Here is a 14144-nt window from a genome sequence, read left to right as displayed (position 1 = left end):
CTCGCCTTGTCCACAGGCAAGCTTCTAGGCGCGTAAAGTTCAATTTTGCCTGCTCTTAGGTGCAGGAATTGAACTTCGCTATCAGTAGTTCAATTCCTGGGCAATACTAGCACAACAAATTGAACTTCCTTCCTCTTTTTTGCACGCGCGCATACTCGTTCGGTGGTCGCGGGCAGCGCCGCAAGCCGTACGCGCCCCAACCGCGCACCCTATGGAGCCTTCGCAAATTTTGTTGACTGCTTAACATCTCGGCCATACAATCCCCGCTAGGCTTTTCCGCCCACCCCAACGGGTTACGTTAGGAGAACCATGAACCCACTGCGTAAGGCCTGGTGCCGCACCTTCCAGACGGCATTTCGCATTGCTCTGCCCGTCTTGCCGTATCGCGAGCCGCAAATCCTCAATTCCGTCGAGGCAATTCCCGCCGCTCTGGCCGAGAAGGACATCGATTCCGTCTTGCTCGTGACCGATCCGGGCATTGCCCGCGTCGGCCTCACGCACGGCCTCGAAGACGCGCTCGAGCGTGCGGGCATTTCGTGCGCCATCTTCTCCAATACCGTGGCCAATCCCACCGTCGAGAACGTCGAGCACGCGCTCTCGCTCTACCGCGACAACAGCTGCCAGGCCATCATCGGGTTTGGCGGCGGCTCCTCGATGGACTGCGCCAAGGCGGTGGGCGCGCGCGTCGCCAGGCCCGGCAAGACCGTAGGCGACATGCGCGGCCTTCTCCGAGTCCACCACCGTCTACCCCTACTCATTGCCGTCCCAACCACGGCCGGTACCGGTAGCGAAGTCACGCTCGCCGCCGTCATCACGGACGAGAAGACGCACTACAAGTACCCCATCAACGACTTCTTCCTCATCCCAAGCATCGCCGTCCACGACTGGCGCCTCACGGCCGGGCTCCCCGCCTCCCTCACGGGCCAGACGGGTATGGACGCGCTCACGCACGCGGTTGAGGCCTTCATCGGGCGCAGCACCACGGCTCACACGCGCGAGATGGTCCTCGACGCCGTACGCCTCATTCACGACAACCTCCTCGAGGCCTTCGAAGACGGCAACGGCGAGGCCGCCCGTCGCAACATGCTCACGGCATCCTACGAGGCGGGCATCGCGTTCACGCAGTCCTACGTGGGCTATGTTCACGCCATCGCGCACAGCCTCGGCGGCATGTACGGCATTCCCCACGGCCTCGCAAACGCCATCATCCTGCCGCATGTCCTGCGCGCCTACGGGGATGCGGCGGCACCCAAGCTCGCCATCCTCGCGCGCCACGCTGGCATCGCATCGACGAGCACGTCGGACCACGACGCCTCCTGCGCTTTCATCCGCTGGATTGAGGACATGAATGGCAAGCTCGGCATTCCCAAGCATCTCGATGGCATTCGCGCCGAAGACCTTGAGGCCATGGCAGCCCATGCGGACGCGGAGGCAAATCCGCTCTACCCCGTTCCCGTCCTATGGGATCGCACGGACCTCGAGCACATGTATCGTATTGTTGCCGGCGGCCGCTTCGCCGATGAACCCGCGGTTGCGCCGACGAACGTTCCGGAGACCGTCAACGCCCCCGAAACCGTTCGCGTCCCGATCGCGGCGGCAGTCCAGGCGCCTATTGAATCGCCCGGCAAGCGCGCCAGCAACTCCGGCGCCAATGCAAGCAGCATGCCCCAGACGAGAGAGGCGTTTGCGTGAAAGAACCGCAGATCAAGGAGCTTGTCGAGCGTCAACGCTCCTTCTTCATGAGCCATGCCACGATGGATGTCTCCTCAAGGCGAGCTTACCTTGCTCGCCTGCGCGAGGCGGTCCAGGCACACGAGGACGACATCGCGCACGCCCTCTATGAGGACCTCGGCAAGTCTCACGATGAAAGCTACATGTGCGAGATTGGCCTCGCCCTCTCTGAGATTCGCTATCAGGAGCGCCACGTCGCACGCTGGGCACGTCCGCGGCGCCGTTCAACCGACCTCGCGAACGCCATCGCAACAAGCCGCGTCGAGCGCGTGCCCTACGGTGTCACGCTCGTCATGGCCCCATGGAACTACCCCTTCCTGCTCACGCTCGAGCCGCTTGCCGGCGCCATCGCCGCAGGCAACACCGTCGTCGTCAAGCCAAGCGCTTACGCACCGGCATCATCCGCCATGCTGCGCCAGATATGCGAGGAGGCTTTCCCGCCCGAGCTTGTTAGCGTCGTCGAAGGTGGTCGCTCTGAGAACGAGGCCCTGCTCGACCAGCGCTGGGACAACATCTTCTTCACCGGCAGCGTCAGCGTCGGAAAGCTCGTCATGAGCCGCGCCGCAGAGAACCTCACGCCCGTAACGCTCGAACTGGGCGGCAAGAGCCCGTGCATCGTCGAGAAGACCGCCAACCTGCGCGTCGCCGCACGCCGAATCGCCTTCGGCAAGTGGCTCAACGTGGGGCAAACATGCGTGGCTCCAGACTATCTGTTGGTCGATCAGGCCGTGAAGGACGAGCTCATCGGCCTTATCCGCGAGGAAGTCATCTCCATGTACGGCGCCGACACCCTCGCCAACCCCACATACGGCAAGATCATCAATCGCAAGCACTTCGACCGCGTCACAGGTCTCATCGATCCCGCCAAGGTCATCATGGGCGGCCGCGCAGACGAGACAACGCTGCGCATCGAGCCCACGGTCATGGACAACGTGACCCCCGCCGACGCCGTCATGGGAGAAGAGATTTTCGGTCCCGTTCTTCCCGTCATAGCCTATGAGGACCTCGGACAGGCGTTGCGCTTCGTTGAGGAGCGCCCCACCCCGCTTGCCCTCTATCTTTTCACCGAAGACCGCGCACTCGCACGCCGCGTCATGCGCGAAGTCCCGTTTGGCGGAGGCTGCGTCAACGACTGCATCATGCACCTCGCCACAAGCCGCATGGGCTTCGGCGGAATGGGAGCTTCCGGCATGGGCAGCTACCATGGTCGCAAGAGCTTCGAGGCCTTTACGCACGAGAAGAGCATCGTGGACAAGGCAACGTTCTTCGACGCTCCCTTCCGTTATCAGCCCTACGCGAGCTGGAAGCGCTTCTTCGTGCGCAAGTTCGTGCACTAGCTGCGTCAATCGCGCCAACAGCAGGCGCGCCGCGGCGCATCGGGCGCCTCGCACCCCGTCGGGCCCCACACTCCATCGGGCGCCCCGCACCCCATCAGATGTCCCAATGAACAGAAAGAGGGGCGGCTCCATAAGGAACCGCCCCTCGTCATCATCTACGCGATCAGACGCACCAGTCGCTAGACCAGCTGCCGGCTTGGCTAGCTTGCCCAGTTAGACCAGCTTGCCAGTTAGACCAGCTTGCCAGCACAGTGGTCAACGCCATGCTGGACAACCTCGGCAACCCAGCCGCTGAGCTTGCGCGTGCGGGACTCGAACTTGCCATTGACCAGGGCGTCAAACTGGACGCGAATCAGCTGGAAACGCTGAACCACGGTCTCGCGATCGAGCGAAAGACAGCCCTCGCTGACCTTGTACGGCACCATCGTGGCAACAATCTTGGGGTTATACATAACCTGCGGACCATGGGCACCGAGGAAGGCGATGATGGCCTTGGTTGAGCCAATCTGGTTGGCGGCAAGGCCGGCGCAATCCTCATTGGCAGCCATGGTATCGAGCAGGTCCTGGGCAACATCCGCGTCCTCGGGAGTGGCGGGCTCCGCCGGCTTGGAGAGGAACTCCTCGTCCTTCACGATGTCCTTAATCATGTGGTTCCCTTTCATCGAAGCGCGCGGCCCGTCCCCGCGGGCACGCGCGGCCTTTTCATCCTCACGATGATACGGGATTACCCGCCCGTGCGGCAGCGGCAGCATCTCCCTTCATCCCACGCGCACTAGGTGCGATCGTTTCAGCGCCCTTGAACGCACCGGAGCAGGCGAGCCGCCTCAGGCGCGGCTCCGTGGGAGGCTCAATTCCTCGCGAGCAGCACGTCTATCCCAGGCGCACCAGGTTCAAGCTGTCGAAATACGCCCCGTCAATTCCGATGGTCTCTCGCAGAAGATCGAGGTAAAAGCTACCCGTGACACAGTCGATGTCCGTCGGCCTATCCCTGAGGCTCGGGTCCGCATCCGGCGCACGGTCATAGAACTTCACGCCCCCAACGCAGACCCACGAGCCGTTCACCAGCGCAATCCGAGTCCCCAGAAGCCCCCTCTTCCATCTGTGGCGCGTTGCCGCATCGGGGCAGCACAGTTCGAGCTCATCTCCCGTATTCACATCTCGCACGCGAACCGTTCCCTCCCTCGGGTTCTTCTCCCCCAGAGCAAACTGGGAGAAGCGCTGCGTTCGCGCCACTTGCTCGATGCGCCCCGCTCGGCTTTCCGACACCATGCCTGGCGGCATCATCGCGTAGAGCTCAATGGGCGTATGTAGGCCGTCAATGGGATACTCGAACAGCAGCCACTCCGTATAGGCAAGACTCGTCTGCTCGAGAAGCGACTCCGGCGGGCTCTCCAGATACTCCGCCGCGGGCATCACGAGGTACTCGAACAAGAGTCGTGAGGTCTCGAAATACGGGGCGTCCCTATCCGCCCAGCGCTCGAACACATCCGCGACGTCCTCCTGGACCAGATCATACGTGCTCATATTCCTCCCTTCGAATGAAGGGAGGGCGTGCGCGCCACCATGAACACACGCCCTCCGCTCATCCCGAGAGTACGGGGAAGAGGAGATCTCGAAGGCCTCCGCGCCAAGAAAGTCCCATGCGCTCAAACCCGCATCAGACACGTTCCAAACCGGAAAACGCAAAAACATGCCAAGACGCGTCAAACAAACGCCGACACCGCAGGTACAAGCCTCGCGTCTCGTGTTGAAAGCTCCCGAGCACTCGCGGAAAAGTTGATCGCGCAGAGCAAAATGAGCTGCGGAACGCCATCCAAAGAGCCGCACGCGCGGCATAAGACGGGGCTCGCGCACGAAACAAGCAGCCCCGCCCGCGGCGCAAATAGTCGCACGCTCGCGGATAGCTCGCTCGCGATGCAAGACGGGGCCCGCCCGCGTCGCAAGCAACCGCCCGCGGCACAAGCAACCACCCGCTCGCGACGCAAGGTGGAAGCTCGCATCCGATACAAAAAAGCGGCCCGCGTTCGACGGGCCGCCCTATCAACCCGCGGCTACGCTACGGGTGATCGATGAGAATCTAGCGCTCAACAGGCTGGTCGAGGATCCAGTCAAGCTCCCGATCGAGCTCGCCAATGTGCTTGACCTTGAGCTTATCCGCAAGCTTGCCGCGAGCCATCACGTGCAGCGGGGCACGCAGAGCCGAAAGGTCGACGAGCGGATCACCTGCGACGGCGAGGAGGTCGGCGTCCTTGCCCACCTCGACGGTGCCCGTCACGTCACCAAGACCCAAAAGTCCGGCATTGACCTGCGTTGCCGTGTGAAGCGCGAAGGCATTGGAGACGCCAGCATACTTGGCGAAGTAGGCAACCTCGCGCCACATGTCATACTGCGTGACGTATGGACAGCTCGAATCCGTACCAAGGCCAACGGGAATGCCGGCCTCCAGCGCCTCGCGAGCGCTGTTGATGATGCCGTTGCAGACGATGTCGCCGTTGACCTTCTGCACTTCCGTCGAGTGCGTCTTCTCAGGCGCAAGCAGAACAAAGGGCAGTGCCGGCGAGATCGTGCAAGTGACAGACGCCGGACGACCCGCCAGCTGCGTCCCGGCAGCCCCCTTATAGAGCTCGCGGATTTCATCATCCATCTCGGCGCCATGCTCGATGGTGTCAACGCCGGCGGCAAGAGCCACACGTACGCCCTCGCTGCTCTCGACGTGTGCCATGACGGGAAGGCCCAGCTCGTGAGCCGCCTTGCAACTCGCCGCCGCGATCTCGGGAGACATGCGCAGCACGCCGGGCTCACCCGGCTCGGTGGCGTCAAACACACCGCCCGTCACGAAGAGCTTGATTACGTCAGCACCATGCGCGGCGATGTCATGCACCTGCTGGGCAGCTTGCTCGGGAGTATCCGCCACCATGGCGAAGAGGCCGGCGCCGTGGCCGCCCGGAACGGTAACGCCCGTACCGGGAGCGACGATGCGAGGGCCAACGTAGCGACCAGACTCGATAGCGTCGCGAACGGCGATGTCTGCAAAGAGCGGGTCTCCGGCGCCGCGCACCGTGGTGACGCCGCTGGCAAGCTGCTGCTGCGCAGAACCCTTGATGATGCGTCGCAAAATCGCGCGCCCCACCGGATTGTCCAGCTTCGACATCAGACTGCCGGCATCTCCCGAGCTCACGGGCTTACCAGAGCCGCAAAAATGCACATGCATGTTGATGAGGCCGGGCAACAAAAACGCGCCATCGAGATCGATCGTTTTCGCACCCTCGGCAACGCGAGCCACGGCGGACGGCTCGATGCGGGCGATTTTGCCACCCTCGACAGTTACCGCCATACCACGCTGCGGCTCCATATGCTCGGTGCCATCGAGGACCGTCGCATTCAGGAATACCGTTACGTCGGATTTAGCCATTAGCTCCCCTTCTCCCGCTTCCGTGAAGACAAGCCTACATGTTATGTAAAGGGCGCGCGCCACCCGCTCGACAGGAGGCCACGCACCCTACGCGAACGGAAAGCCAGCAAACCAGAAAAAGGGACTGTCCCTTTTTCTGGTTTTCGCGCTATGCCGGCACGATGACGTCATACCTAACCGCCTTGCCGGAGATGCTGTGGCTCGGGCGAACCCCGGCCAGCGCCGGCGCCTTAATCGGCCGCTTGACGACGATCTTTCGCGGACGCGCGGCCAACGCCGCGTCCATGAGGGAAGCCTCGTCCGCACAGGGAGACTCAAGCCGATGCAAGAGCTGGAACTTCTTCTTCACCGCGGCGCTCTTCGTGCGCGCCGGGAACATCGGATCGAGATAGACCACGTCGGGCGCCTCCGTAAGCGAGGGGAGAATCTCGATGGAATCGCCCTCAACGAGGCTCATGCGCCCCACGGTGCCCGACAACTCGGGATCATCCACCGCGCGTCTAAGCCCGTCGCCAAGGAGCGCGGCGATAACGGGGTCACCCTCGCACATCGTCACGGAAAAGCCGGCAGCGGCGAGCAGCATCGAATCCTCGCCCAGGCCCGCCGTCGCATCAAAGACGCGAATCCCCTCAACGCCGCGCACACGCACAGCCTTTACGAGAAGCTCGCGACCAAGGCGGTCGGGGCGCAGGCGCGGAAGCATCTCGCGAAAGTCCTCCGCGAGCTCCATCCCGTCCGCCATAAGCGTGAGCCGCCCGTCGACGCGGCGAAGCTCAACCCCCTCGGGAAGCGTCAAGCCCATCTCACCCGGCGCCACGGTGCCCGCCATCTCATCCATCACGGTGTCCACGCTCACTGTCGTCCAAAATAGTCGAGGTTAGAAATGAAGTAGGTGCGAATATACCCCTTCGTCGAAACGACGACGAGCTCACCCGTCTCCTCAAGATAGTAGATATCGTCACCGTCCGCCTCCTCCTTATGGAGGGCGGCATCATTCGCCACCACGGCATTGGCTGCGGCGACATATTCCGGCTCCGTAGAACACCCGACCTCCGCCCCGTGCTTCCCGAAGTGCGAGGAGAGTCGATCCGCCCCGCGGAAACGCAACTCGCCGGCCCGTGCGGCCTGGACCTGGCTCGCAGGGGCATCCGTCAGTTGGTCCGCAACGGACGAGGGCAACGCGGTGGACGCGATTTCCGTCCTCGCGACCGCGTTGGGCCGTATGCCCGAGCCGCCAAGCCCCGAGCCTCCGCCAACGCCCGCGATGGAAAGCAGCGCGGCAACCGCAAGGGCGAGCAGGCTCGCGAGAACCTTCATGCGAGGCGACGTCCGCCCGCCTTCCCCATTCGATCCGTCCACGCCCCGAAAGGTGCCCGGCCCAGCGCCGCGCTTAGCCATCAATCCTGACAGGATCTGGACAGACGAGCTTATCCACGGGCGCTCCCTCGGCATCCGCAAGGCTCACGCAACGAATCGCAAGGTCCTCGTACGTGTTGTAGTAATAGCAGCCCGTCTCGGCAGAAAAGCAGCTGGTATAGAGGGTCTTCTCCAGGTCACCGTTCGTCATGCGCGCCGAACCCTCGACCATGGCCACACCCTCGAGCGTACGAAACATGCGGATGACGTTATCGTGTTCGCTCTCTTTATCGGGATAGTTGGCATTGAGGAAAGCGGCCTTCACGAAGCGCGAGGGAGAATACGAGTCGCCAGGGATTCCACGCATGCCGGCACCGGCACCATAGGGGGCAAGCTCGGCACGACGCCACTTCGCGGGAGCGGGAGCATCGCTCGTCGCGGTGATATAGCTGCGGAGGTTCTCGAGGTGCCACTCAAGCGAGGGCTGATTCGCAAGAACGTCAACGGGATCGTCAAGCACGTGCATGCCATCCGCACGGCATTCGATGACGATACTGCGAGTCGCGTCTCCCACGATCCAGTGCAGGTAAGAGACGCCGAGCCCCTCGCCCGCAGGCACGCCGACGACCGTGGTGCCCTCAAGCGCGGCAACGACCTCATCCACGCTCGAGAAGCTCGCGGCAATCCACATCGGGAGCTCGTAGGCGCAGACGTTTCTCCCCGTCTCCGCGGGGCCCTCGGCGTATTCCGCAAAGCCGGGGAAGTTAAGACCGGCAACAGCAAGGCCGGCATCGTTGCCGCAATCAAAGAACATCGGCAGGTTCTGGAAGTCAACGCACATACCAATTACCGCGTGCGCAGAAGGCGCATCGTCAAGGAAGCGATAACGCACGAGAAACCCCTTGGGCATCACGCGCACGCGCTCGCCATAGCCGCAGCCCCAATCGAGATTGCGGCCGAGGTACATGGAACCATTCTTGCTGGTAAACCTAACGCTCGTGCACATAAAAGCTCCCTTCGACGCATATACGTGGAGTTCTACCCGAACACGCCGTCACCCAAGCGCACCACCTCGTTATAGAGCACAGTATGCGCATCGTCCAAGTCGCGATCTCGATGGAAGTGGCCAAAATACCAACGCCTAAACGACAGCCGGTCTTCAAGGGTGTCGAGATACCCCGTGAAGCGATCGCGCTCCGGAGTCTGCCAGGTCTTATCCGGGTAGAGCGCATGTGACAGCATCCGATTCGAACATGTATGCGTGATTACGTAGTCAACTTTCCAGCCACAACCCGCAAGCACCTCATCCGCATGCGCTAGCTCCTCCTCAGAGGGAAGCTCCTGAGGCCACCAATCAATACCAGGCGTGCGCCAGTCCATATCCGTACTTGCGGCCCCGCCCAACACGAAGACACGCGAGCCGCCGAGTTCAAACAGTTCACCACGACAAAGCCTGCGAATCGGCGAGTCCTCCGAGAGACGCTGCGTAAGGCCGCCGCGCCACATCTCAAGCGGACGCGTCTCCCAATGGGCGAACTGCTCGTGGTTGCCGTCAACAAACAGCACGTTGTAGGGGCGCGCCTCGAGCCAGGCGATTTCATCGCACTCGCCACGAGAGTAATCCCACGGATATCCGAAGTCCCCGGCAACAATGAGGTAATCATCCGCATCGAGGGACTCGCCCACCGTCGAATCCCAGTCATAGAGCTTCTGCATGTCGCATCCACCGTGGATATCTCCCGTTACAAAGACGGCCATGCCGCTCCTTTCCCGTTCGCCGAATGCCTGTCCGGCTCCCTCTCCAGCTCATCGGCGAGCAGAGACCGCGCGATGTCTCGCGCAGGCCCCGGATTGGGCGCAACCCAACTTTGCCAACGAGCTATGCCCGCGTTCTCGACACCGGCAAACCATGCGTCGACCTCCTCAATCGAAACCGGTCTAAGCCCGTTCGCGTCCACGCCCACGTCATAGCGATAGATACCCTGCATACGATTCAGCTCGTTGTAGTCTGAGCCCCGGCTGTGAATGTGTCCGTGCAACATCATCGAGCCGCGCTCCATAGCCTCCCAATCCACCAACGGATAGTGCGAAAGGATGTATTTATGGCCATTCACCTTGAGGCGCGAAACTGGCGGCATCACGTCAAACGTGCCCGCCAGCCCCTTTGAGCCCCAATCCTTGTCATGATTGCCCGGGATAAGATGGACGCGCTCGCACCTGATCTGCTCGCGAATTGCCTTGGCGTCCTCGGCCGTGATCCGAAACGAAAAATCCCCCAGGATATACAACTCATCCCTAGGTTGAACTCGTGCGTTAATGTTTGCCACGAGCGCATGGTTCATCTGCGCGACCGTCCCATAGGGACGGCCGGTGAATCTAATAACGTTCTCATGGCCGAAGTGCGTATCCGAGGTGAAGTAGATCATGTGGCCTCCTTTTGGCCATTATCCTCTCCCGTGCGGACACTTAACCACGCCACGGCCCCGTGGCGAGACAGGCAACTGGAATCCCATATCGCCGTAGACCCACTTGCTCGCCCGCCCCAGACGGCAAAACGAATGCGGCCCGACGCTAGCACGATAGCCGACGTCGGGCCGCTTATCTATTCCGAGGAGATCATGCGCAGAAGCGAAGAGACTCCGGCTCATCCGGACCGTCGAGGTCAATGCCCGTCTCTGCCTTGAACGCCAACTTGTACTTCTCAATAGCAAGCGGAAGGCTCGGGTCAAGCGAGAACAGGCCCGAGTTGCCCACGATGAGGATGTCGGCGCCGGCCTGCTGGAACGTCTTGAAAGTGGCCTGCTTAACTCCGCCGTCAACCTGAATCTTAAAGTGGCAGCCTCGATTCTCGCGAAGCTTGCGGGCCGCCTCGATCTTGGCGAGCGTCTCCGGAATGACCTTCTGCCCCGCAAAGCCCGTGTCGATGGTCATGATCGTAAGGATATCGATGCGTTCGCAAATCGTCTCGATCGCAGAAAGCGGAGTCATCGGGCTGAGCACGATTCCAAACTTCACGCCAAGCTGACGCGTGCGTTCATAGAGGCGAAAGGCATTGCGCTCGACGGTCTCTGCCTGGTATGACAGGCAATCATCGGGGCCGAGCTCAAACATCTCCGTGAACATCACCGGGTCCTCGACCATGAGGTGGACATCCATGGGAAGCGAGCTGTGTTTGTGCAGCGTATTGGCAAACTGCGGCGTCAAAGCCATGTTGGGACAGAAGCGAGAGTCCATGACGTCGACATGATAGAGGTCAAAATGCTCGTCCATGATGCTGATATCACGAGCGACGTTCATCGGGTCCATGCACATAAGGGACGGAGCCATAAGGGGCTTGTTCATTCTTCTCTCCTTCTCACGCACATTCCGTCGAAGGCTTGTCGGCATCACTTCGTTCGTTTACTGCAGATAATTAAGTAAACGTTTACTCTGACAGCCAAGCTCGAGGACTTTCTGACTGCTTATAGCGTAATCGTTTACTCAATTCAGGCCAGCACGCCTGTACCCACCGCCGCGATCGCTCGGCTAGCGGTTCATTATTTGTGGGTAACCGTTTGGGTAAACGTTTGCGCTCATAAGGTTTCACTCATGCCTTCGCCACACTTATGAGCACCCGGCGCCACAATCCAACCCACTCATGCTCATGCGCGCTCGGCGCCAAGGCCGCGCCAGCCCGCACCTATGCCCGCTGAGTCGATTCCCTCCGAACGATCTCGACCGGAACATACGTAACCAACTGGTCCGGCGTCTCGTCATTCATCATCCCGAGAAGAGCAGCCGCCGCCTTCTCCCCGAGAACACGCGGCTCCTGGCGAATCGTCGTCAGAGGAGGCCGTCCAAAGCGAGCGATCGAGATATCGTCATGTCCAACGACACAAACATCAGCGGGGACGCTCATGCCCCGTCCACGCAACGCCTCAAGGGCACCCATCGCCAGCCAGTCCGCCTGACAGAACACGCCATCGAATTTGTGCCCGGAGTCAATGAGGTCGCACATAAGCTCATAGCCTCGGTCGAACGAAGTCACGGCAGAGGAACGCACTAGCTCGGGCCTCAGCTCTACGCCAACCACTCGCAGCCCGTCAACAAAGCCCTGCGTACGAATCTTGGTGATGGGAGAGTCCTCGCGCGCCTGAATCAACGCCGGACTGACGCATCCGCCACTCAGTAGCTCGCGCGCCGCGAGTCGTCCGCTTCGCTCGTTGTCAGACGAAATGCAGGCGACCTTGCCGGCGTTCGCCTCCTCGTTCACGAAGCGATCTACGTAAACCGTAGGCACGGACCTCTTGAGAGCCGAGCGCACATCATCAAGGCTGTTTACGGCGATAACACCTGAGACGCTTTGAGCCGCGAGCAGCGCCTGGCACTGCCTCTCGAGATCAAGGGAAGCATTCGTATTGTAAATCATGGTGGCGTAGCCACACTCGAACAGCTTCGTTTGCATCGCAAGAATCATTGACGAGAAGAATTCGTTGGCGATATTGGGGACGATGATGCCAACCGCGGAGTTATGCCTCTGGCGCAGACCCTTGGCCAGCTGATTAGGCTGGTAGTCATACTCTTCGATGATCTTGCGTACGCGGCGCTCGGTCTCAGCAGAAAACCTTCCATTTTGGTTGATTACACGAGACACCGTCGCAACCGAAACGCCGGCCATTTGCGCGATGTCCTTTACGGTGATCCTCGTGCCTGCCATGCGTCCTCCAAACCCGCGCGCACGCGCCGCGACGCACGGCCTCTGCCGTCGCGAACCCCAAGAGCGTTCGAACCCAAGCCAGCAGAATCAGTATCAAATCATTGTGAAGCTTAGCGACCAACAATTCGTTAGCTGTTCATTAATTTCGGCATCCGGAGCCTCCACACATGCCGATGGTGCGTTTAAAGTCCTTCAAAGCGTTCGATCTCGAGGTATCCCGCCAAAGACGCAGGCGCACATCCAAAACCGAAAGAACAGCATGAGAGACAAAGGCACGGTCACAACCGCATTTGAAGCCGCATGGCCACTCATGCTCTCCTATGTCACCGTTGGTTTGGCCTGCGGCGTATTAGCCGCCAAGGCGGGAATGACCCCATGGATGAGCACCCTGCTGGGTTTTACCTACCTCTCGGGCGGCGGTCAATTCATGATCAGCAATCTTTGGATCGCAGGCACGCCCATGCTATCCATCCTCGCATCCACTGCGGCCATCACCTCACGCTTCGCCCTCTATTCGGCATCTCTCGCGCCCTTCCTTAAAAACAAGCCGAAAAGGGAGACGATCCTCGCAACCTACAATTTCACCGAAGAGTCCTATGGCATCACGCTCTCCAAGTTCGCCGCCGATCCAACATGGACAGCACGGCACTCATTTGCCCTATCGACGATGCTTCAAATCACGTGGGCATTGAGTTGTGGAGCAGGAACATTGCTGGGAAATGCATTGAACGTACCGACGTCAATAGCCAGCTTTGCAATGACTTCTATGTTCATATACCTGCTATACGTGCAGAATCACACCAAGGGAAACCTTGTAGCAATTGCTGCGGCCGCAGCAACCGTGATTATCTGCAAGAACATAGGTGCCTCGGGTGTGGCCGTTCCCCTTGCAGCAATTTGCGGAGTCGTATCAGCATTGATACTTGATCAGCCACTAGGAATGAATCGGACGCATCACGCCGATGAAAACGCCGAAAGATGACGAAGATGACCATCAGCGAGTTTCTGCTTATATGGGTCGTGATCAGCGCCGAAATAGCAACTTGCAGGGTTCTCCCCGCCCTCATTCTTAGGGGCCGCCCACTTAGCTATCGAATTACGGAGGCTCTTGGCTATATACCGCCAGCAGCTTTTGCCGCCTTAATCGCAAACGACCTGTACTCAACGCAAGCATCGGCAATGGGGCTCTGGGCAAACGTTATGCCGCTGATCGCATCGATGGCGGTTCTTCTTGTAGCCAAGAAGACACGCTCGATGATTTGGTGCTGCATCGCCGGAGTAGCTTCCTATATCGTTCTGGGCCTGATCTAGAAAGCACGGAGGTCAATGGCCAGCAGCCAACGGAAGACAGCAGAATTTCACACGAGAAAGCACAAAGCAATTCAAATAGACCGCTCAAAAAATGTGATAGCGATTCGCCTTGGACAGATGCCATAAATTTGGCCCTTTTACGACGGTAAAAGAGGTGGCCTGAGGGCTTTCAAATAACAACCAACGCGCTCATAAACGAGGAAGGGCCCGCCGACACCCGCGAACAATCAAAGAGCCCCGCCATACGCAAGAGGGCCCCGCCACCACGCGGGTGACGGGGCCCTCCCGGCACGCAAATGCC

The 14144-nt window shown here is 60.4% G+C and carries 14 protein-coding genes; 4 read left to right on the top strand and 10 right to left on the bottom strand.

Features of this window, described 5'->3' with window-relative positions:
- The first annotated feature begins 309 nt into the window (after positions 1-309).
- Together Q0H23_RS05395 and Q0H23_RS05390 are read left to right on the top strand one after the other, a co-directional pair.
- Positions 310-1692 (top strand): iron-containing alcohol dehydrogenase, encoded by a 1383-nt coding sequence (locus Q0H23_RS05395; RefSeq protein WP_293836433.1) that lies wholly within the window; start codon positions 310-312, stop codon positions 1690-1692.
- Entirely contained in the window at positions 1689-3068 is a 1380-nt protein-coding gene (locus Q0H23_RS05390) for an aldehyde dehydrogenase (RefSeq protein WP_293836431.1), read from the top strand. The genes Q0H23_RS05395 and Q0H23_RS05390 overlap by 4 nt, the downstream gene beginning before the upstream one ends.
- Positions 3069-3298: 230 nt before the next feature.
- Here the strand turns inward: Q0H23_RS05390 and Q0H23_RS05385 are convergent, their stop codons facing one another.
- The 10 genes from Q0H23_RS05385 to Q0H23_RS05340 form a co-directional block, all read right to left on the bottom strand.
- On the bottom strand, positions 3299-3715 hold the full coding sequence (locus tag Q0H23_RS05385) for a peptide deformylase (protein ID WP_293836429.1): 417 nt from the start codon (positions 3713-3715) through the stop codon (positions 3299-3301).
- A 223-nt stretch (positions 3716-3938) separates the two neighbouring features.
- Complete coding sequence (locus Q0H23_RS05380) at positions 3939-4592, bottom strand: hypothetical protein (protein ID WP_293815370.1); 654 nt, start codon at positions 4590-4592, stop codon at positions 3939-3941.
- Positions 4593-5145: 553 nt separating this feature from the next.
- A complete protein-coding gene (locus Q0H23_RS05375; RefSeq protein ID WP_293836426.1) occupies positions 5146-6480 on the bottom strand; it encodes an amidohydrolase family protein in 1335 nt (444 codons plus the stop codon).
- Between the two features lie 148 nt (positions 6481-6628).
- The gene (locus Q0H23_RS05370) at positions 6629-7336 is read right to left on the bottom strand and encodes a class I SAM-dependent methyltransferase (protein ID WP_293836424.1); all 708 of its coding nucleotides are present in this window, start codon (positions 7334-7336) and stop codon (positions 6629-6631) included.
- Positions 7333-7797, bottom strand: coding sequence for a hypothetical protein (locus Q0H23_RS05365; RefSeq protein ID WP_293836421.1), 465 nt, complete (start codon positions 7795-7797; stop codon positions 7333-7335). Before Q0H23_RS05365 ends, Q0H23_RS05370 begins: the two co-directional genes overlap by 4 nt.
- Before the next feature lie 73 nt (positions 7798-7870).
- Positions 7871-8842, bottom strand: coding sequence for a choloylglycine hydrolase (gene bsh / locus Q0H23_RS05360; protein ID WP_293815362.1), 972 nt, complete (start codon positions 8840-8842; stop codon positions 7871-7873).
- A 32-nt stretch (positions 8843-8874) separates the two neighbouring features.
- On the bottom strand, positions 8875-9594 hold the full coding sequence (locus Q0H23_RS05355) for a metallophosphoesterase (protein WP_293836419.1): 720 nt from the start codon (positions 9592-9594) through the stop codon (positions 8875-8877).
- Positions 9579-10262 (bottom strand): metallophosphoesterase, encoded by a 684-nt coding sequence (locus tag Q0H23_RS05350; RefSeq protein WP_293836417.1) that lies wholly within the window; start codon positions 10260-10262, stop codon positions 9579-9581. The genes Q0H23_RS05355 and Q0H23_RS05350 overlap by 16 nt, the downstream gene beginning before the upstream one ends.
- 190 nt (positions 10263-10452) lie before the next feature.
- A complete protein-coding gene (locus tag Q0H23_RS05345; RefSeq protein WP_293815356.1) occupies positions 10453-11178 on the bottom strand; it encodes a hypothetical protein in 726 nt (241 codons plus the stop codon).
- 337 nt (positions 11179-11515) lie between these two features.
- Positions 11516-12532 carry a LacI family DNA-binding transcriptional regulator gene (locus Q0H23_RS05340; protein ID WP_293815354.1) on the bottom strand — a complete coding sequence of 339 codons (1017 nt, stop codon included), beginning with the start codon at positions 12530-12532 and terminating at the stop codon, positions 11516-11518.
- A 259-nt stretch (positions 12533-12791) separates the two neighbouring features.
- Between Q0H23_RS05340 and Q0H23_RS05335 the strand changes: the two genes are divergently transcribed.
- Positions 12792-13514, top strand: coding sequence for an AzlC family ABC transporter permease (locus tag Q0H23_RS05335; protein ID WP_293815352.1), 723 nt, complete (start codon positions 12792-12794; stop codon positions 13512-13514).
- Positions 13515-13519: 5 nt separating this feature from the next.
- A complete protein-coding gene (locus Q0H23_RS05330; protein WP_293836414.1) occupies positions 13520-13843 on the top strand; it encodes an AzlD domain-containing protein in 324 nt (107 codons plus the stop codon).
- Positions 13844-14144 lie beyond the last annotated feature (301 nt).

The sequence above is a fragment of the uncultured Parolsenella sp. genome, assembly GCF_934660935.1.
Taxonomy (GTDB): Bacteria; Actinomycetota; Coriobacteriia; order Coriobacteriales; family Atopobiaceae; genus Parolsenella.
This window is presented reverse-complemented; position numbering and strand designations above follow the sequence as displayed.

Excerpts from the sequence above, each read along its gene's own strand:
- Q0H23_RS05395 (WP_293836433.1), top strand. The coding sequence starts at position 310 with ATGAACCCACTGCGTAAGGCCTGGTGCCGCACCTTCCAGACGGCATTT.
- Q0H23_RS05385 (WP_293836429.1), bottom strand. The coding sequence starts at position 3,715 with ATGATTAAGGACATCGTGAAGGACGAGGAGTTCCTCTCCAAGCCGGCG.
- Q0H23_RS05380 (WP_293815370.1), bottom strand. The coding sequence starts at position 4,592 with ATGAGCACGTATGATCTGGTCCAGGAGGACGTCGCGGATGTGTTCGAG.
- Q0H23_RS05375 (WP_293836426.1), bottom strand. The coding sequence starts at position 6,480 with ATGGCTAAATCCGACGTAACGGTATTCCTGAATGCGACGGTCCTCGAT.
- Q0H23_RS05365 (WP_293836421.1), bottom strand. The coding sequence starts at position 7,797 with ATGAAGGTTCTCGCGAGCCTGCTCGCCCTTGCGGTTGCCGCGCTGCTT.
- bsh (WP_293815362.1), bottom strand. The coding sequence starts at position 8,842 with ATGTGCACGAGCGTTAGGTTTACCAGCAAGAATGGTTCCATGTACCTC.
- Q0H23_RS05355 (WP_293836419.1), bottom strand. The coding sequence starts at position 9,594 with ATGGCCGTCTTTGTAACGGGAGATATCCACGGTGGATGCGACATGCAG.
- Q0H23_RS05350 (WP_293836417.1), bottom strand. The coding sequence starts at position 10,262 with ATGATCTACTTCACCTCGGATACGCACTTCGGCCATGAGAACGTTATT.
- Q0H23_RS05345 (WP_293815356.1), bottom strand. The coding sequence starts at position 11,178 with ATGAACAAGCCCCTTATGGCTCCGTCCCTTATGTGCATGGACCCGATG.
- Q0H23_RS05340 (WP_293815354.1), bottom strand. The coding sequence starts at position 12,532 with ATGGCAGGCACGAGGATCACCGTAAAGGACATCGCGCAAATGGCCGGC.
- Q0H23_RS05335 (WP_293815352.1), top strand. The coding sequence starts at position 12,792 with ATGAGAGACAAAGGCACGGTCACAACCGCATTTGAAGCCGCATGGCCA.
- Q0H23_RS05330 (WP_293836414.1), top strand. The coding sequence starts at position 13,520 with ATGACCATCAGCGAGTTTCTGCTTATATGGGTCGTGATCAGCGCCGAA.